Genomic DNA, 19,436 nt, shown 5'->3' with positions numbered 1-19,436 from the left:
TGTCTTGGTTTCTAAAAATCGAGCATTAACTGATGAAATCCAAGAAAATCGGGCGATCACGGAGTCTGAAAATGTGTCAATTTTTGAACCTACCAACTCTACAAAACGTCAGTCATGAGTTGAATTAGGTATTAAGGGGAAGTCAAATAGTGAGCAGTAAACTGGAAAAACATTGCTTATTGTGTGATGAACTGATTTCAACAGAAATAGACTCGCGTGAACATTTAATCCCCAACTCTATCGGAGGAAAGAAGAAAGTATCAGGATTCTTGTGCGTGAACTGCAACTCAAAATCCGGCGATAGCTGGGACTCTGCTCTTGCTCGCCAAATGAATCCATTGAGTCTGTTTTTCCGCATTAACAGGGATCGTGGCAATGTGTTTTCTCAGAAGTTTCAAACTTTGAATGGTGCATTGATGCTCAATGGTGATGGGCCAATGGACTTGCCAAAGCCTGTTTTTAAAGATAACAAAAATGATAAAGGCGTAGAAATAGATATTTTCGCCAGAAATCTACTGAAGCAAGGAAGATGCTGAGAGGTGTTGGCCGGAAATATCCTCAATTGATGTTGACGAGCTGCAAATGGCATTGACTGGCGTGAGGTGGGCAATGACCGGGAAGCTGCAAACCAATTGAAGTTCAAACTTGTTGAGTTATCGCAACCTATTTGGTGGGTCAAATTGTTGGTTTCGCCTTAAAAGCCTAAGCGATTCATTCTGACACGCTTAGCCTCCAAACCTTTGCGCCGAGCGATATTTGACTTTTCTGAGGACAGCAAAACTGGACTTTCAGCCAGCGCCTTGCACCCACATCATTAAGCGGCCCCTTCCGAAACTCCTCTTCAAAATAGATACTTTACAAGATATACGAAAATACGTATATTCGAAATAACGTATATATGGAGTCTCACTATGCACCGCAAAAAACGCGTACTGTTTGTCTGCACTGCAAATGCGGTCCGCTCCCAAATGGCTGAGGCATTGCTTCGTCGCCTACGACCGGACACTTACGAAGTTTTTAGTGCCGGTACAGCCCCTACCGAAGTCGATCCACGTGCGCTACGAGCACTTGAGCTCTTTGATGTGGTCCCCTCAGGGTTGCATAGCAAGTCGCTTGAGCAGTTTCGGGGTCAAGCATTCGATTATGTTATCGCGCTCTGTAAAAAATCTGGGGCTGAGTGCCAAACCGTGCAGTGTGATGGCGAATATATGGCCTGGGATTTTGAAGATCCGCAGACGGTCGGGACGTCCCATGCGTTCGTCAAGACGTTGAAGGAGATCCAACAGCGGATCCAGATGTTTTTACTTGTCACCGAGAAAGAGTAAGTAACCGTTATGACTAGTAAATTAACCCCCACCGAGGTTTTTAAGTGCCTTGCAGATGATACCCGAGCAAAAATGGCGCTACTGATTGATCGCGAACAGGAGCTGTGCGTGTGCGAGCTAACGTACGCCCTGGATCAAGGTCAACCTAAGATCTCCCGACATCTAGCGTTGTTGCGTAACTGCGGCCTGTTATCTGATCGACGCCAGGGGCAATGGGTCTATTACCGCCTACACCCCGACTTGCCTCAATGGGTGAAAGACATTCTGGCGGTAACCGGCAAGTCGAATGACGAATGGCTTGAGGAGCAGTCAAGTCGGCTGGTGCAAATGGGTGATCGTCCCACCCGTATCGCGAACAATTGCTAGCTCGCTTAATCAACAAGAGTGCTAATGAAAATCCTGTTTCTGTGTACACACAACCGCTGTCGTAGCATTTTGGCCGAGGCCGTCTTTAACCATCTGGCCGCGCCTCAAGATAAAGCCTTCAGTGCCGGCAGTGAACCAGCGGGTAGCGTACACCTGCGAACTCTCGAGCTGCTGCATAAAAAAGGCATCAGCACTGAAGGCCTCCACAGCAAATCTTGGGACGATGTCTCTCAACTCAAGCCCGATGTTGTTATCACCGTCTGCGATAAAGCTGCCGGTGAATCCTGTCCGTTGTTTTTCGGGCAGGCACTCAAGGCGCACTGGGGACTGCCAGATCCTTCTCAGACCAGCGGCACCGAAGAGGAGATTCAAGTGGCATTTGAGTCGGTTTATCAGGAGTTGTTTCGGCGGCTCGGCACATTGATTGGCGTGCTTGAACAAAATCCCTCAGCTGACACTATTGCATTAACCTTGAGAACATTGGAGAAGGCCTGATGGAAGCAAGCCTCGGCTCCTTTGAGCGGTTTCTGAGCCTGTGGATTGCATTATGTATCGGGCTGGGTGTCTGGCTAGGCGTTGCCTCGCCCGATACTTTCGAATTCATAGCGCAGCTCGAATACGCTCACGTTAACCTCGTCGTGGCCATTTTTATTTGGATCATGATCTACCCGATGATGATCCAAATTGATTTTGCGTCGATCAAAAAAGTTGGCCAGCGGCCCAAAGGGCTTTTCCTGACAGTCATCGTTAACTGGCTTATCAAGCCCTTCACTATGGCGGCGCTGGGTTGGCTGTTTTTCCGGGTGTTCTTTGCCGGGTTTGTCGATCCTGCCACCGCAACTGAATACATCGCCGGCATGATCCTACTCGGAGTTGCACCCTGTACGGCCATGGTGTTCATTTGGAGCCAAATGACGCGGGGTAACCCGAATTACACACTGGTTCAAGTTTCTGTGAATGATCTCATCATGATCGTTGCCTTCGCACCTATCGCTGGCTTTTTGCTGGGCGTCAGTGACATTGAGGTGCCATGGGAAACCCTGCTGCTGTCGGTACTGCTCTACGTTGTATTACCACTTGTGGCCGGCGTACTGACGCGCCAGTTGCTGCTCTCACGTTCCGGTGAAGCTGGGGTTTATCGTTTCGTGCAGAGTTTAAAGCCGGTATCTGTCTCGGGGCTTTTGGCCACTGTCGTGCTGCTGTTTGGGTTTCAGGCCGAGGTAATCTTCCAGCAACCGATTCACATCGTCCTTATTGCCATACCGCTGTTAATCCAGACCTATGGCATTTTCTTTATCAGTTATTTCGCGGCGCGCAGGCTTCAGCTGACGCATGACATTGCTGCGCCGGCCTGTCTGATCGGGACCTCAAATTTTTTTGAATTGGCCGTGGCCGTGGCGATTTCGTTGTTCGGTCTGCACTCGGGTGCGGCTCTGGCGACCGTCGTAGGTGTACTGGTTGAGGTGCCGGTGATGTTGTCGTTGGTGGCCATCGCGAACCGGACACGCCATTGGTTTGAGTACGAGGAGCATAAGTGATGCAGGATTATAGCTTGCCCAATATTGATCAGAACTTCCAGGTCCCTAATAGGGACAGGTTGCGAGAACAGAGCAGTTCTTCTCACAAGCCACGGATCCTGTTGCTCTACGGCTCTATTCGAGAAAGATCTTACAGCCGCTTACTCACGCAGGAAGCTGCCCGACTTCTGTGTCACTTCGGTGCGGAAACACGCCTCTTTAATCCATCGGGATTGCCTCTGCCGGACGAAGATTCGACAGACCACCCGAAGGTGCAGGAGCTAAGGGATTTGGTGACCTGGTCCGAGGGGCACGTGTGGTGCTCGCCGGAACGCCACGGCGCCATGACCGGCGTGTTCAAGTCCCAAATTGACTGGATCCCCTTATCGATAGGCGCCGTGCGACCTACTCAAGGCAAGACCTTGGCGGTGTTGCAGGTCTGTGGCGGCTCGCAATCTTTTAACACGGTTAACCAGCTCCGGATCCTGGGAAGATGGATGCGTATGGTCACCATTCCCAATCAGTCTTCGGTCCCGAAAGCCTTCCTTGAGTTTGATGATGAAGGGCGTATGAAACCATCACCATTTTACGACCGCGTGGTGGACGTTATGGAGGAGTTGGTGAAATTCACGCTCTTGCTGCGCGACAGCTCCGGCTATCTGACGGACCGGTACTCCGAACGCAAAGAGTCAGCTGAAAAACTCTCAGAACGCGTGAACCAACGCTCAATTTAGGAATTAAATCGATGCCCAGCCACCCCTTATATCCGCTCACTATCCCTGGCCAGGCAGGGACTCTGTTGCTAACGCCTTGCCCTGGTACCGCGAATACAGATCTTGCGTCCGCCATTGATGATTTGAAGACAGCCGAGGCCAAAGCGGTTCTCACACTTATGATCGAGCAAGAACTACAACAAAACCATGTCGAGACACTGCCTGAACAGTGCCGAGAAAACGGCATTGAGTGGTTTCACCTACCAGTTAACGATGACGATGCACCGGCAGAGGCGTTCAACAACGCTTGGCAGGATACCCGCAGCACGGTACACCAACTCCTGGATGAAGGTCATGCAGTGGCAGTTCATTGTAAGGGTGGTTCTGGTCGCACCGGTCTTGTGGTCGGGCAAATCCTGCTCGAACGTGGCGTTCAGTTAGCAGACGCTATTGAACTTGTGCAATCCGTCCGACCGAATGCTTTTCAGCGAGCAATACACCGCGACTACATTGAGCGGCTAGCTACCTCCATGTCTGCTTAAACCTAATTAACTTTAGAGGAAAATTGACTATGACAATCAAGATAGGTATCAACGGGTTCGGCCGAATTGGTCGCTTATCAACGCGCGCGGCCTGGGAAATGGATGATGTGCAAATCGTCCAGATTAACGATCCGGGTGCGGACGCTGTTACCTATGCGCATCTGCTGACATTCGACTCAGTTCATGGACGCTGGCAGCATGAGGCGATCGCTGATGGCAACAACATCGTTGTTGATGGTGTGCGGATCCCCATCACTTACAATAAAGCCATCGGTGAAACCGACTGGTCCGGCTGCGACGTCGTCATCGAAGCCAGCGGCAAGATGAAAAAAACCGAGCTCCTGCAGGCGTATTTGGATCAGGGTGTTAAACGCGTCGTCGTCAGTGCGCCCGTTAAGGAACCCGGCATCTTGAACATCGTTATGGGTGTGAATGATAATTTATTCGACCCTGATAAACATAAGATCGTTACCGCCGCATCCTGCACTACCAACAGTTTGGCGCCGGTGGTGAAAGTGATTCATGAAAAGCTCGGTATCCGCCACGGCTCGATCACCACGATTCACTGCCTGACCAACAGCCAGAGTATTCTCGATCAACCTCACAAGGATCTGCGTCGCGCCCGCGCTAGCGGCACGAGTTTAATTCCAACCACTACCGGCTCGGCGACGGCCATAACAGAAATTTTCCCGGAGCTGAAAGGCCGTCTCAATGGTCATGCCGTACGCGTGCCCTTGGCAAACGCTTCCTTGACCGACTGTGTATTTGAAGTCGAGCGCGAAACGACCGTTGAAGAAGTCAATCTGCTACTGAAAGAGGCGGCCCAAGGTGAGCTGAAAGATATTCTTGGGTACGAGGAACGGCCGCTAGTCTCTATTGATTATAAGACCGACCCGCGCTCATCCATTGTCGATGCACTGTCGACAATGGTGGTGAACGACACGCAAGTAAAAATCTACGCCTGGTATGACAATGAGTGGGGTTATTCTTGCCGAACAGCTGAACTTGCCCGCAAGGTAGGCCTAGCTGGCTAAAAGACTTTTTATGATCTCACTGGCTTCACTCTCGCCCCAGATCCGCCAATATATGGTGGTGACCGGCAATTATTGGGCATTCACCCTGACAGATGGTGCCCTGCGCATGTTGGTGGTACTGCACTTTCACAGCCTGGGCTATACACCGCTGCAAATTGCCTCACTCTTCTTGTTCTACGAGATCTTTGGAGTGGTTACCAACCTCGTCGGTGGTTATTTAGGCGCGCGGTTCGGACTCAATCGCACAATGAATGTCGGTCTGGCACTGCAGGTGGTTGCGCTGCTAATGCTTACGGTTCCGTCGACGTGGCTCACAGTAATATGGGTCATGGCGGCTCAGGCGATGTCCGGTATTGCCAAAGACTTAAATAAGATGAGTGCGAAGAGCTCAATTAAGTTGCTGGTACCGGCAGCGCAACAAGGCACACTCTATAAGTGGGTAGCTATCCTTACGGGCTCGAAGAACGCGCTGAAAGGCGTCGGCTTCTTTTTGGGTGGTGCATTGCTGGCGCTACTGGCTTTCCGTGGTGCAGTGCTAGCGATGGCTGTGGCATTGGCCATGGTGTGGATCGCCAGTTTGTTCCTTCTCAAGGAAGATTTGGGTAAAGCCAAAGCGAAGCCGAAATTCAAGGAAATGCTCTCCAAGAGCCGCGCGATTAATGTGCTGTCCGCTGCGAGGTTGTTTTTGTTCGGCGCGCGCGACGTATGGTTTGTCATTGCCTTGCCAGTGTATCTCAGTACCATCTTTGGTTGGGACTTCTGGATGGTGGGTGGCTTTCTCGCTTTGTGGGTCATTGGCTATGGCATCGTGCAATCCTTCGCGCCGCTAATAACGGGGAAACGTTCGGGTGCAGTCCCCGGCCCAGACACCGCTTTCGGTTGGGCTGCAGTGCTTGCCATTCTCCCGGCTTTGATAGCCATAGGCTTAGGCTCAGACTTCGCGCCACAAACGGTCTTGCTGGGCGGGTTAATGATATTTGGTGCACTGTTTGCTGTGAATTCCTCGCTACACAGCTACCTGATCGTCTCCTATGCGAAAGAAGATGGGGTATCGCTAGATGTCGGGTTTTACTACATGTCGAACGCGATGGGCCGCCTTATTGGTACCTTGCTCTCCGGCTGGGTTTTTCAAGCCTATGGCCTTGAGGCATGTCTTTGGGTATCTTCAGTGTTTGTCGCGTTGACGACCCTGATAACGCTGGCGTTACCTAGTCATAAGTAGTATTCGCGAATAAAGTGGCGCTAAAAGCAAAGCCCCCTCACCAGCTGAGCGTTAGGAAAAATAACGAGAAAACGGTATGTACTTGTTGAGAGGTAGAGAGATTTAAAAACTTGAAAGTGCTATATGAACATATTTTTATATAAAACAATCAATTGAGTATATATAACATGTTGCTAAGTCCACTTAAAATATGCTCCCACTCGATACGTTTAGCCCGTTTTTTATGTTTACTGGTGACAAAACCTTTGGGCAAAGTCACATTCTTTTTTTCATCAAACGCAGCGCCACAATATAGCGTGACGCGGTGGTCATAGTAGATCTTATTCTCCAATAGCTTTTTGGCTTTATTAAAGGAGTCTGTCGGCTCAGCACTGATACCTGTCGAAGCTGTGACAAGCAGAATGACAATTAACGTGTCGAGTAGAGTGATTGGGGTGTAACGTGATTTTTGAATTTGGAACATGTTTCTTTATTTTTGAGTGTGAATGAGTGAAATGGATGGCGTCAGCTAAGTAATGAAGTGTCGTGATTTTTCTCCTTTTTGTACGACCCTTGGCCAGCGACTATGTATTTGTGCATCTTCAAGCTCAGGTTCGATTGTCACCACATACACTCGACGCTCATTTCCTTCTTTTGCCAGCAAGCCTTGAATGTATTGCCCCTTTTGCAGGTCATACCAGTGGCTGATACCTTCCAAGTCTTTTTCCATAAAACTTAAAACAGGGATTTTCACTGGTGTCGGAAAGTATTTATCCCACCTGCCGGCATAGATAGAATCGAGTCGCGCCCAGCCTGTCATCGGTAAGTTACCAGGTTGTTTTTGTCGCCTTCCCCAGGCAATGAGTTTGATGCCGCCTTCTGATGTTAAGACAGGCAAAACAGCTTTGGGATTAGGATAAAAAATTCGCAGCACATCCTCACCATGCTGGAAATAAACGCCGCCACACATTAAATGGTTTTCCTGTGACCTGTCGGCTTCCATGCTGGGGCAATCACATTGGGCATTTCACTTCGCCCAATGACACGTGTCGGGGCAACTGTAAACTCACCGTAACGCTCATTAATTTTATCAATGGCGGTATTAAGCGCCTCACGCTTTTGTTTTTTTGACTCATCGACAAACATATCTTGCTGTTTATGATGGGTTGGGTTCAATGCTGTGACTTGAACCTGACCGCATTCTTCACCGCTATAGCGACTCTTAATAAATTGCTTACATAGGTCATATATCAACGCCCCATCGTCCGTGGCGTTATCTATTTTTTGCTTTGTCCCTAGCCAACCAAAAGGCGTCTTCAAACCGATGAAGAAGGTATCACTCAGGAAATGATGCTTACGCAAACGAGCCCCGACCTTTTCAGACATGTGCTGAAAGAAGGTCAGTATCGTATTCATGTCACGGGTACCAGGCGGCATCACTTTGCCATGACCAACTGATTTGGGCTCTTTCACTGTGGTAATAACAGGTTCGGGATCACGTCCTTGAGCCATCAGCCATATCCGTCTTCCTGGATTACCAAAACGTTTTGCAATGAGGCTCATGGGGACTTTTTTCATATCACCACATTGTGTGATGCCATACTTACTTAAGAATCCCGCAATACCTTTATTGATACCACTGAGCTCTGTTACGTTCTCTTTGCTTAGACGCTCTTCAGCTTCCCAAGGGGCAATAATGGTCATGCCATCCGGCTTATTCAGTTTTGCAGCAAATTTAGCTGTGGTTTTATCACCGCTTATACCGACGCTACAGGTGAGCCCTGACACCTGACTAATGGTGTCTTTAATGAGAAAGCCAATATGTTCTGGTGATTTATAGAGAGACTGACAACCAGTTAAATCCAAAAAGGCTTCATCCACATAAAGGAAAGTAGACGAGGTATGGACAAGTATCTATGCCTAGTTGGGCCAACTATCAATATCCTCTTATCTTTGTCCATAGAAACAAGCCTTTTTAACTCAATATCATTACTGCATGTCCATATTATGCGATTATTATTTGTTACAAATAGGCAACTGAGACTCGACGGGTACTGATTCACTCTCTGGATAACGTATTTTTTGCATACCCCTGACCACTGGCATACGCGATAACGAACAGCATAAAACTAGCCAACTGCTAAATAGAATTCAGCGTGAGTTGGATGCCATTGTGAAGAACAAGGAGAACAAAAAGGAATGTGTGGCTCCAACCATTTCTCATCGCTAGTGACAGTACACTAGGGACAATGTCTGCCGTGTTCTCGCACTTAATGGAGGTGGCGCAAAAGGCTTTTGCACGCTGGACGTTCCTGAAAGTGCCTTAGCGCAGTTGCGCCCATCTCTACTGGCGAAAGGCTTCCTAGAAGTCAGGACAACTTAACAGTAACGAACCATCGATTGTAGGGACATAGCCTGATTTAGATTATTTAGCGTCAAACCTAGATTGAGTAACACTAAAATGAGATTTGCCAATATATCTTAACGCCTCATTCAGCCGAGTGTCCCGTGTTTATTAGGTATTACCATTCAAAGACTGAGTGAAGCTGCTTCAATCTGAGAAGTTACCCACTCACTTTTTAACACTTTCCTTACTTCGCCTTTCATTATTAGCTACCCGCCACTAAAAATGTGAACACCATCCTTTACATCGTTCGATATGCCGATTATGATCCGCTAATCGAAATCATTATCATTTAGCTTATATCTACATGTACAAACCTCTATCTTTTAGTTTCAAACAAGATAAACAAAACAGCGTTTATGGAATTCTAAACTCTGTTCCTAACCCATTAGTTGTAGAAATGATTGCTCATGCTGGCTACGACTTTGTCGTACTTGATCTTGAACATCTTCCTCATAACGAGCCTCTTCTCAAGCAATGTATTCAGATCTGTACATCACATGACTGTGTTGCACTTGTGAGAATAGCGAATGCCGACCTTAAGCAGATAGGACGAGTGCTTGATATGGGGGCTCATGGAGTTATTGTGCCCCAGGCCGAAGATATTGAACTACTCAAAAGTATCAGTTCAGCCATGTTTTTCCCGCCTAAGGGCCGCCGAGGAATCACAGGCGGCTCTGTTACTGGTTTTGGAAAGTTGACACTCTCAGACTACATAAACACCGTTAACGAAAACATGTTACTCATTCCAATGATTGAGTCACTGGCAGGTGTTCAGGCAATCCAGGACATTCTAGATGTGCCAGGTGTTGCCATGATAATGGAAGGCGCTCTGGATCTAGCATTAAACATGGGGCTGGGGCCAGAGCCGACTCATCCTGATGTGCAACAAGCATTAAGCCTTATTGCTGCTCAGTGTAAGCAAAAAGGCACGCCTTTCTGTGCTAACCCACGAAATAACGAACAGCTCGAATTGTGGCGAAGTCATGGTGTTACACACTACCTCTGCGGTGAAGACAGAGGTTACCTGTATCGCGCCCTGACCGGACGACTCAATGAAATAAGAAACGCCTAATCACTCTCACAGAATCAAGGACACCAATGAAAGCATCAAACCCTTTCGTTATAGTGACGCACGTCGTCAATAACGCGATTATTAAAGGCTTTATACCAGCGGCACAGTCACTCGGTTTTGAAGTCGTGCTACTGACAGATCATGGTAAATCACATGCCGCAGTATTAAACGAACAGATCAACATTGTCGAATGCGACGTTTTCAACCCGATCGCCATACTCGATACCATCACAGCAAAGGGCATTTCCCCTGCAGCCATATTCTCAAATAGTGATCATCTCCAAACCTCTACAGCTATCGCAGCGAATGCTCTAGACCTTCCAGGAAAAAATTGGCAGACATGTTATGCCGCCAAGGAAAAGCTACGTATGCGTCAGCGACTGGAAAGTCTGGATTTACCCACCACATGGGCAAGGCAATTGTTGCCCGAAGACACAGTCGAAACAAACTGGCCATTTCCTCTGGTGGCTAAGCCAAGCCAGGGCGTCGCATCCATGGATGTCAGTATGGTGAATGATGCTGAAAGTCTAATGGACTTGGTAAAACATGTTCAACGTCATACCTCGCTATTACTGGAAGCTTATATTGAAGGTGCCTTATTTACACTGGAAACCTTGGGTGATGGCACCAACCTGATTGCCGTCGGTGGCTTTGATGTTGAACTCGCTGAGCCACCCTTTTTTATAGAGAAACAAGCGAAATGGCAAGGCGAGCATGCTAAACAATGGGAAACCCAAGCGCTAGAACAAATCCGTCAATTCGGTGTGGGGTTTGGTGTTTGTCACAGTGAGTTTATCGCAACTGACAACGGCCTAGTCCTTGTCGAAATAAACTATCGCAGCATTGGTGATGGACGAGAGTTCTTGCTAGACAAGCTGTTGCCCCAAGGTTGGTTTGTCCCCATTTTGCGTTTACACCTCGGTCAGCCCCTTTCCAATGTCGAGAAGTCTTCGGCCAATGCGTTAGTCCACTACCTGATTGCTGAACGTAGTGGGGTATTAATCGAAGAGCCCACCATTCCTGTATCTGACAGTATTGAATATCAGCCAATCAAACAACCGGGCGACACCATCACACTGACAAACTCCAATAAGGACTACCTCGGCGTGCTCTATTTGCACGCCTCTAATGATGAATCACTCCGCAGTCTAAGCGAAATCACACTCTCTACAGTGAAATGGAAAATTGCCTGATGCAACAACGTGACTACATCACACTGCGTATTATTAATGCCTGCCTTCGTGAAAATGTATCGGCACTCATATCAACCGGTACCATTAAAGAAGAAAGCAACCAACACTGGCTTTACATCAGCCATCTCGAACACCCTATACGGATCGCTGTTCGTTCCAGCCAATACATGCAGCCATGGGTTGCAACTGCCCCTTTCTGGGAGGTCAAGCGTAGTACTTGGGAACACGAGACGGGCTATTTGAATTGGCTCAACCACTTAAGGTTTGGTCAAGATCAAGAAACCCAGGATTTATACCTGCAATATGCTGAAGAAGCTGCCGCCGCTTGTGAGCAAGGCGAGCTTTGTCACCAAGCTTTCAATCAACTTTCTGAAAGTTTGATGCGGCCACTGCATCAGCAAAACTGGGGCGAGCGACTGCGACATGCAGACCAAGTAGCCAGCTATCTTGATCACCCATACTACCCAACGGCACGTGCAAAGTTCGGCTTTGACGGTGAGAGTTTATTAAAATACGCGCCAGAGTATGGCCAGCAGTTCAGATTACATTGGTTGGCCGTGAAACGTAATCAATTACGCTTAACCCAACCTGAAAGTGTGCCAAATTGGTGGCCCACATTCGATCAGGTTGGTTTAGATAGCTCACTTACTGAAACTCATTTCTTACTTCCAATTCATCCACTCACATGGCAGCAACTGACTTCACTCGGTGATGGGATGACCAAAGCACCGCTTCCCTATCTAAACGTTTTCCCCACACTGTCTGTGCGAACAGTTCAATTAGCCAACAGTCCAGATGAACATTTAAAGCTTCCCCTGGCTATTCGTACACTCGGTCAAAAGAATATTCGGTTGATTAAGCCCTCAACGTTGTATGACGGTCAATGGTTCGCTGAAACACTTCCAGAATTGGCTCATCGTGATTCACGTTTAAAAAATCGTTACCGCCATGCCGATGAGGGCTTTTGTGGTCATCTCGGCGATGAAAAGCTTTTCGCATTTTTGCTGCGTCGTTACCCCACTCCCTGTAATGGCGAAACCCTGGCACCAGTGGCTTCTCTGGCTGGTCGAATGCCTGATAATCGACCCTATATTAGTCATCTACTTTCACAGGATGGCATGCCGACCATCACTGAATGGTGGCAAGAGTACTGTGAGCTCATGGCTGATGTACATCTCACATTGTGGTTACGGTTTGGCATAGCACTTGAATCAAATCAACAGAACGCTGTACTGAGTTTCTGCCCGGGCAAACCGCTCAGCCTAGTCATGAAAGACAACGATGCGGCTCGTCTATTGCCTGGGCGTTTTGGTCAGGCATGTCCCGATTTAAGCGAAACATTACATAAGCTCATTGATGACAGGATAAAAGTCGACAGTGACGTTGCCCTCTCCCAGATGTTTATCACCATAACGATCCAGTTATGTCTTGGCGCCGTTCTTGAAAGCTTGGCAGAACAGAACGTATTGGACCGGGAACAAGCTTATGAAGTCCTGCGACAGGCACTGAAAAATACCCTCAACAGCTTGGATAGCGATGGTATAGAGACTGCCTTTGCTCGAAAAACATTGTTTGAAGCGCCGCTTCAACCAGTCAAATATCTCTTATTAAGTGGAAGTCTTCTCAGCAAACAGGCCTCAGGCGCCACCGACATAAATAAATTTTACGGTTTAAGTGGACCTAACTTTTTAAGGTGTAGCGCATGAGTAACCGCTCTATATTACCGGTTGTCCTCAGCTGCCATTTTTTGGCGGCCTTTACTGTATTAGGCATGCCACTCTACCTACCTCAGATCCTCTCTGAGTTTAGCTTATCCCAGGATAGCATCTGGATAGGCATATTATTCAGCCTACCGACGATAATGACTGCGTTGAGCGCGCCTTGGTGGGGGAAGTTTGCTGATCATATAGGCCGAAAACTCTCTTTACTACGTGCCTTGATAGGGTTGACAGTGGCATTTGTGTTAGCGGGTGTGTCTTCGTCAATGTGGTTGTTTGTTCTTGCACTGATACTACAAGGGCTCTTTGGTGGCACGTTGGCCGCCGCAAATGGCTATCTCGCAAGTTACCTTGGTAAACAGGCATTGAGTCAGGCGCTCAATTGGACTCAGTTTACCGCTCGCCTAGCCTTGGTTCTCGCACCCATCGGCCTGGGCTGGTTTATTGACAGCATAGTGACTGAACATATTCAACGGGTGTATCTTTGGCTCGCCATACTACCTTTCTGTGGCTTTTTGCTGGCACTGTTTTTACCGGGAGATTCTCGCACTCAGTCAGCCCCACTTAAACGCTCAAAAGAGGGAAATAAAAACAGCAATATCCATATGATTTCCCTGCCATGGCTCCTGTTTCTACAGTTTTTGTTCAACTTTGCCATGGTCGTCACCTTCCCATACTTTTTGCCCTATGCCAGTGAGTGGATCCAACAGGCGAGTTTGGTCGGTTTGCTCTACAGTCTGCCCCATGTCTTTTATCTGTTTTTACTGCCGTTGCTAAAAGCTGTTCAGTTAGATCACCGTCATCTGGGTAGCGGTTTATTGCTACTGATAATAGCAAGCACATGGCAAATTTATTTAGACAATTACATAGAGCTTACAGCAGCACGTTTGCTGTTCGGACTGGGTATTTTTCTTGCCTATTGCGGGCTTAATCACCTGATCAGTCATGCGATAAGTTCACAACAAGCTGGCAGCTCGTTTGGCAAGCTGGATGCTGCTGGCAAATGGGCTGGCGTTGCGGCTGGACTTTCTGCGGGATGGCTTTGTAGTGACATCGGCTTCACCGCTCCCTTTATCGCTTCAGCAATCGTAGCATCACTCTCGCTCATCATGCTGTTTTTCCTATGTATACCAAACAAAGGACACCGAGTTTCTCATGCTATTAGCCGATAATAAGTCCACAACTGCCATTCATTCTGCACAGGCATTCAACCGTGTAGAAGCAGAGTTCCAAAATTTTACAGCTTTACTCAATTGTTATCTCCGTGAGTTTGCTATACCCGTGGATGAGGTGGTGATTGCTCATGGCGGTAACCTACCACTGGCTCTGACAAGCCATATGCTGCCTGGTGAAGTAGTGTCGATTTCACTACCATCTGAACAATCCCTACTCGCCATCAAGGCGGATCGTTGGAGCTTATTAGGTCGCGGCCGTTTTAATTCTGCCCCATTTCTAAAACAGTTTGGCAAACCATGGCGCCCCATTACTGCGACTGAGGCAATCACAGTATTACTTCGGGAAATGGCTGGGAAGCTAGGTACAGTCATCAATAACGAACTCTTGGAGCAAGTCGAAAATAGTATTGCTGTTACTTACGCATTTTTAAGTACGTCATCAGCTGAACACCGCGATTCATATATCAGTAGTGAACAAAGCCTCTTATGGGGACACCCGCTCCATCCGACGCCTAAAAGTCGAGCCGGTGTGTCCATCCCTGAACTATTAGCCTGTTCTCCAGAGGTTGGCTCCGCGTTTCAGCTTTATTGGTTTCGAATTGATCCGTCATTGCTGCAACTAAGAGGAAGCACTAACGCACTATCGATGTTAGACGCCTTAGTTGACGACAAACACTGTTACCCCTGCCACCCATGGGAAGTCAGTCATATCATGAACACGCGGTTATACCGAATCGCACATGAACGTGGACTTATCACACCAATTGGCTTGCGTGGTTTAAATATGTCACCCACTTCTTCTGTGAGGACGCTGTACCATGCCGAACAACCTTACTTTCTCAAATGTTCAATTCACGTCAGACTCACCAACTGCATACGTAAAAACGCATGGTATGAGTTGGAAAGTGCCGTTTATTTGAATGATTACCTTGCTGATTCATTAAAACGCTTGGAGGAAAGTTACCCACGGTTTTGCATTATGCGAGAGCCTGCCGCCACCAGTCTCGACTTTACTGGCGTTGCCTCTGATACCCAGGACATCGAGATTCTTCACTTGCAAGAATGCTTTGGCCTTTTGTTCCGTGAAAACCTGACAATAGATGATAAGCAACAGTATGACATTGAGTTAGCCGGTGCTGTTTTTGCTTGGGACCGTTTTGGAGAAAGCTTGCTTCAGCCGCGTATCAAGAAACTGGCCTCTCTGCGAAATCTCAGCTATCAGAATGCAGCAATCCTCTGGCTCACAGGTTACCTTGAGGCCATTACACCGGGTATCTTTTCTGCCTTTTTCGATGAAGGCATTATTTTTGAACCCCACCTTCAGAACACTTTGATTGGCTTAAACGACGGTATTCCAGAAAAAGTATGGATCCGAGATTTAGAAGGCACAAAACTCACTACGGAAAAATGGCCAGTATCAGAGTTATCTGGACTCTCTGAGCGTGCAAGAGAATCCGTCTATTACTCACGAGAGAAAGGGTGGAACAGAATAGCCTATTGCTTATTGATTAATAATTTGTCAGAAGCGATCTTTCATATCAGCAATGGAAGTCGTGAACTGGAACAACAGTGTTGGGATGTAGCAGCAGACGTATTTAAAACATGGAAACATGAACCTGAAATTGCTGCATTACTGACAGGTCAGCCCATACCATCGAAGAATAACTTAAAGACACGTTTACTTCAGCGTGCAGACAAGCAATCTGATTACACATTTATCGCACACCCCATGAGAACAAAATATGAAGAATCTTGATAATCATGAAATGGCAGAGTTTCAGCCTGTCTACAAAAGTGATCATTCAGATCATACTGACGCCATGACAATGGCTGTAAGAAAAAAGTTAATTCACCTACAAGAACAGAGAACCGCTCCTTTTTGTGGCTACGTGTACGATCTCACGGCACTACGCCATCACATAGCCGGCATGAAAGCGGCCTTACCGTCAAATTGTGAGCTCTTTTATGCTGCCAAAGCTAATCCAGAGCCAGCTATTTTAGAAACGCTCTCCCCCTTCGTAGATGGCTTCGAAGCAGCATCTGGTGGTGAGCTCAAATGGTTATTACAACACTGCCCTCAGCATAGCCTGATATTCGGAGGTCCAGGTAAGCTGCCACAAGAGCTTCAGCTGGCTGTAGACCGTCAGATTGAAACACTTCACATCGAAAGCCTCACCGAACTGCGGCGACTAGTCGATATAGTCAGTCAACGTCGCTTACCAATGAATGTGATGCTGAGAATGAACATCTCGTTGGAAGGACTACCCACAACACGGCTTACCATGGGGGGGAAACCCACACCATTCGGTCTTGATGAATCCGAGCTTGAGCAGGCGATTAACATAATTAATGCGACTTCATTACTAGAGCTACAAGGTTTTCATTTTCACCTGATGTCACATCAACTTAATGTGGATGTCCACCTTGCATTAATAGAGCTCTATATTCGCAATGTGAAAAAGTGGAGTAAGAATTTTGGCCTCAATACGTCAATCATCAATGTAGGTGGCGGGTTTGGTATTAATTATGTTTCACCAAACCAGCATTTTGATTGGAAGACCTTCTGTGAACGCCTTCCAAGCATTATTAAGGAGCAGCAGGCTGAACAGTTCCGCTTACGTTTCGAGTGTGGACGTTTTGTCACGGCAGCCTGCGGTTATTATGTGATGGAAGTGTTAGATATAAAGAACAACCTGGGAGAATGGTTCGCCATTGGTCATGGAGGCACCCACCATTTTCGTACGCCAGCCGCTCAAAGTCATGACCATCCTTTCGATGTATTACATCGTCAGAATCCTAATAGTGTAGGTGTCCATAATGAGTCGGTCACGCTTGTCGGCCAACTATGTACACCGAAAGACGTGTTAGCACGTCAACAACTGGTGAAGGAACTCGCTATTGGCGACTGGGTTGTTTTTAGTCTTGCAGGTGCCTATGCGTGGAATATTTCGCATCAGAACTTTCTAATGCATGATGCACCAGAAATGATTTATCTTTCTGAATAACTATCCCATAACGCGATTAATAAAAAACCCCGGTTATCTCACGATAACCGGGTTTTTTTTTCCTACAGATGAGTATGCCCTAGAAGTCCAAGCTACCTTCCAGAATAAAAGAACGTCCTGGCGCAGGTAGTCGACCTACTGGGCTCACATCCACGCCCCTGAAGTAATATTCCTCATCAAGCAGGTTATTGACGGCCAGCGCAATCTCAAGGTTGTTTCCACCAACATTAAACTCACGACTCAAACGTGTGTTAAGCAAGGTATAGGCCGGCAGCTCACCGGCACTTCCGTTAGTGGTTTCCATATCAGTATTCGCTGCATCACTGAAGCTCTCACTCACATGCAGCGCGTTCAGGTTTGCCTTCCAAGGACCTACGCGGTAGTCAACATAGGCTGATAGGTGATGCTCTGGTGCGTTAGCAAGCTCATTCCCTTTATTTTCACCGTTTAACTGCTCGGTATCCAGGTAGGTGTAACCAAGACCAACTGCCAGTTGAGGCGTTGCCTGCCAGTCAGCAGTCAGTTCCACACCTTCATGACGTGTTTCACCTAAGTTTTCATACTGACTAATAGTACGGTTAAATTGGACCTGATCTTCATAGTCAATTCTGAACAACGTGCCACTGACACTGAGGTTAGGGTTAAGAGCTACACGTGAACCGATTTCATAGTTCCAGGCGAGTTCGTTAGCCACTTCACCTTCACGCGTAACCTGAGCGGTTTGAACAGGTACCAGAGAGCGCTGTGCATTGGCAAACAAAAATACAGCATCTGTTGCCTGAAGACCTACAGTCAAACCAGGTAGGAACTTGTCAGTATCATTCTCATCCTTAGTGTTGCTGATTCTGTCTTCAAAGTCAGTGCGCACATCTTCATAACGAACACCAGGTGTGACTGTCAGCCTGTCATCCAGTAAGGAGATAGAGTCACTCACATAGAATGCATAGGCCTCAGTATCAAAGTTCCAGTTACGAACTTCACTGTAGTTGTTGGTAGCCAATTCAAGTCTATTTACGTCAAAACTGACCTGTTCTTTGACGAAACGTGCGCCAGCCATCAAAGTATGGTTATCATGCTTAACGGTGATGCGTGGCTCGGTACCATAGACATAGAAGATACGCGGCGAATCAGCAACATGCGATGCCGTCCCGGCTGGATCCGCCCAGTGACCACCGCTTGTTAGATCTTGACCAAAAAAGAACGTTCTATCCGCTTTATGGGCAAAGTTACGCCATTGGAACTCGACGTCATTGTTTGGGTTGTACGTCCAGGTCAATGTACCTCTGAGCATATCGGCATCATACGCATCATAAGGTCGCTGCGAGTCTGTTCTGTCAGCACGGTATGCGCTTGGGCTAAGTGAACCAGGAAGTTCGGCGTCGACATTGTAGTACTGGAGTTGTATGTCGAGCTCATTCTTGTCATTTACAAAATACTGGGCATCCAGAATGATGTTCTGCACATCGGTATCTGAGCTCTCACGGAAGCCCTCACCGTCTTGTAGATTAACTTGTAACTGAAGGCCAAGATCGTCAGTGACAAACCCAGAAGCACGATAGTAAGTATCGTAATAGGCGTTTCCAGTGTCTTCAGCGACAGTAATTCTTTCACGTATAGACTGCTCAAAGTCTCTGGAAATAGGCTTTGTAACCAGATTGAGAACACCACCGACGTTATTCGGACCATAATGAACCGCAGCACCACCACGAACAATGTCTACCGCTTCAATACTGGGTAGTGTTACAGGGAATAAGGAAACCCCCACGTTCGTGTAAGGACCAATACCAATTGGGTAACCATCAACCAGCATTTGAAGTCGTTCACTGCGCAGTGGGTTTAAGCCCCTGATACCAATGTTTGGCAGAATACCTGTGCCCGTTTCATCAAGCACTTGCACACCGTTTACACGACGCAATGCATCTTCAATGTTCAGTGCGCCCGTTTCGTGAAGTTCTTCCTGTGTAAGTACTTCCCTGGAACCGGGGTATGTTTTAACGCTTTGTTCGGTTGTCTCACCCAACCAGTCAGAGTTGACTACCAGCGCATCTAGTTCGGCGGGTTTGTCTGCAGCAATCGCTGGCGTAAGCCAAGCAGATGCCATTAGGACAAGTAATTTCTTTTTGCTTAACTGCATTCTTCCTCTCCATAAACAAGAACGCAAATGATAA

General features: G+C 47.5%; 19 protein-coding genes. 15 read left to right on the top strand and 4 right to left on the bottom strand.

Translation table 11 applies throughout. From position 1 onward, the window contains the following. Positions 1 to 149 precede the first annotated feature (149 nt). The 9 genes from B2248_RS01710 to arsJ all read left to right on the top strand — a co-directional run bounded on the left by B2248_RS01710 (position 150) and on the right by arsJ (position 6,719). Positions 150 to 536, top strand: coding sequence for an HNH endonuclease (locus B2248_RS01710; protein WP_273181329.1), 387 nt, complete (start codon positions 150 to 152; stop codon positions 534 to 536). A gap of 375 nt (positions 537 to 911) precedes the next feature. Beyond that, positions 912 to 1,325: an arsenate reductase ArsC gene (locus B2248_RS01705; protein WP_273181330.1), complete on the top strand. Its 414-nt coding sequence runs from the start codon at positions 912 to 914 to the stop codon at positions 1,323 to 1,325. 9 nt (positions 1,326 to 1,334) lie between these two features. Further along, positions 1,335 to 1,691: a metalloregulator ArsR/SmtB family transcription factor gene (locus tag B2248_RS01700; protein WP_273181331.1), complete on the top strand. Its 357-nt coding sequence runs from the start codon at positions 1,335 to 1,337 to the stop codon at positions 1,689 to 1,691. Positions 1,692 to 1,715: 24 nt separating this feature from the next. Continuing rightward, a complete protein-coding gene (locus B2248_RS01695) occupies positions 1,716 to 2,186 on the top strand; it encodes an arsenate reductase ArsC (RefSeq protein ID WP_273181332.1) in 471 nt (156 codons plus the stop codon). Next, positions 2,186 to 3,229: an ACR3 family arsenite efflux transporter gene (gene arsB / locus B2248_RS01690; RefSeq protein ID WP_273181333.1), complete on the top strand. Its 1,044-nt coding sequence runs from the start codon at positions 2,186 to 2,188 to the stop codon at positions 3,227 to 3,229. The genes B2248_RS01695 and arsB overlap by 1 nt, the downstream gene beginning before the upstream one ends. Continuing rightward, positions 3,229 to 3,942 carry an arsenical resistance protein ArsH gene (gene arsH / locus B2248_RS01685; protein WP_273181334.1) on the top strand — a complete coding sequence of 238 codons (714 nt, stop codon included), beginning with the start codon at positions 3,229 to 3,231 and terminating at the stop codon, positions 3,940 to 3,942. The genes arsB and arsH overlap by 1 nt, the downstream gene beginning before the upstream one ends. An 11-nt stretch (positions 3,943 to 3,953) precedes the next feature. Continuing rightward, on the top strand, positions 3,954 to 4,463 hold the full coding sequence (locus B2248_RS01680) for a dual specificity protein phosphatase family protein (RefSeq protein ID WP_273181336.1): 510 nt from the start codon (positions 3,954 to 3,956) through the stop codon (positions 4,461 to 4,463). A 29-nt stretch (positions 4,464 to 4,492) separates the two neighbouring features. After that, on the top strand, positions 4,493 to 5,497 hold the full coding sequence (locus B2248_RS01675) for an ArsJ-associated glyceraldehyde-3-phosphate dehydrogenase (protein ID WP_273181337.1): 1,005 nt from the start codon (positions 4,493 to 4,495) through the stop codon (positions 5,495 to 5,497). A 10-nt stretch (positions 5,498 to 5,507) separates the two neighbouring features. Then, complete coding sequence (gene arsJ / locus B2248_RS01670) at positions 5,508 to 6,719, top strand: organoarsenical effux MFS transporter ArsJ (RefSeq protein ID WP_273181339.1); 1,212 nt, start codon at positions 5,508 to 5,510, stop codon at positions 6,717 to 6,719. A gap of 148 nt (positions 6,720 to 6,867) precedes the next feature. On the opposite strand, the gene B2248_RS01665 is transcribed toward arsJ, so the two are convergent. The 3 genes from B2248_RS01665 to B2248_RS01655 are packed head-to-tail and all read right to left on the bottom strand — an operon-like array spanning position 6,868 to position 8,579. Continuing rightward, positions 6,868 to 7,182 (bottom strand): hypothetical protein, encoded by a 315-nt coding sequence (locus B2248_RS01665; RefSeq protein ID WP_273181341.1) that lies wholly within the window; start codon positions 7,180 to 7,182, stop codon positions 6,868 to 6,870. A gap of 45 nt (positions 7,183 to 7,227) precedes the next feature. After that, on the bottom strand, positions 7,228 to 7,668 hold the full coding sequence (locus B2248_RS01660; protein WP_273181342.1) for a hypothetical protein: 441 nt from the start codon (positions 7,666 to 7,668) through the stop codon (positions 7,228 to 7,230). Further along, positions 7,668 to 8,579, bottom strand: a complete 912-nt coding sequence (locus B2248_RS01655) for a DNA polymerase Y family protein (RefSeq protein WP_273181344.1) — start codon at positions 8,577 to 8,579, stop codon at positions 7,668 to 7,670. Before B2248_RS01655 ends, B2248_RS01660 begins: the two co-directional genes overlap by 1 nt. Before the next feature lie 830 nt (positions 8,580 to 9,409). Here B2248_RS01655 and B2248_RS01650 point away from each other — a divergent pair. Genes B2248_RS01650 through B2248_RS01625 form a run of 6 tightly spaced genes read left to right on the top strand, consistent with a single transcriptional unit; the run spans position 9,410 to position 17,268 of the window. Continuing rightward, positions 9,410 to 10,177: an HpcH/HpaI aldolase family protein gene (locus B2248_RS01650; RefSeq protein ID WP_273181345.1), complete on the top strand. Its 768-nt coding sequence runs from the start codon at positions 9,410 to 9,412 to the stop codon at positions 10,175 to 10,177. Between the two features lie 26 nt (positions 10,178 to 10,203). After that, on the top strand, positions 10,204 to 11,370 hold the full coding sequence (locus tag B2248_RS01645; protein ID WP_273181347.1) for an ATP-grasp domain-containing protein: 1,167 nt from the start codon (positions 10,204 to 10,206) through the stop codon (positions 11,368 to 11,370). Then, complete coding sequence (locus B2248_RS01640; protein WP_273181349.1) at positions 11,370 to 13,076, top strand: IucA/IucC family protein; 1,707 nt, start codon at positions 11,370 to 11,372, stop codon at positions 13,074 to 13,076. Before B2248_RS01645 ends, B2248_RS01640 begins: the two co-directional genes overlap by 1 nt. After that, positions 13,073 to 14,260: an MFS transporter gene (locus B2248_RS01635; protein WP_273181350.1), complete on the top strand. Its 1,188-nt coding sequence runs from the start codon at positions 13,073 to 13,075 to the stop codon at positions 14,258 to 14,260. The genes B2248_RS01640 and B2248_RS01635 overlap by 4 nt, the downstream gene beginning before the upstream one ends. Continuing rightward, entirely contained in the window at positions 14,244 to 16,019 is a 1,776-nt protein-coding gene (locus tag B2248_RS01630; RefSeq protein ID WP_273181351.1) for an IucA/IucC family protein, read from the top strand. The genes B2248_RS01635 and B2248_RS01630 overlap by 17 nt, the downstream gene beginning before the upstream one ends. Next, positions 16,006 to 17,268 carry a type III PLP-dependent enzyme gene (locus B2248_RS01625; RefSeq protein WP_273181352.1) on the top strand — a complete coding sequence of 421 codons (1,263 nt, stop codon included), beginning with the start codon at positions 16,006 to 16,008 and terminating at the stop codon, positions 17,266 to 17,268. The genes B2248_RS01630 and B2248_RS01625 overlap by 14 nt, the downstream gene beginning before the upstream one ends. Before the next feature lie 79 nt (positions 17,269 to 17,347). Here B2248_RS01625 and B2248_RS01620 read toward each other — a convergent pair whose 3' ends face one another. Further along, complete coding sequence (locus tag B2248_RS01620; RefSeq protein WP_273181353.1) at positions 17,348 to 19,402, bottom strand: TonB-dependent receptor family protein; 2,055 nt, start codon at positions 19,400 to 19,402, stop codon at positions 17,348 to 17,350. Positions 19,403 to 19,436 lie beyond the last annotated feature (34 nt).

The sequence above is a fragment of the Methylophaga sp. UBA2012 genome (assembly GCF_002335235.1).
Classification (GTDB): domain Bacteria; phylum Pseudomonadota; class Gammaproteobacteria; order Nitrosococcales; family Methylophagaceae; genus Methylophaga; species Methylophaga thalassica.
The sequence above is the reverse complement of the archived record's forward strand: the minus strand, read 5'-3'. Positions and strand labels throughout refer to the sequence as shown.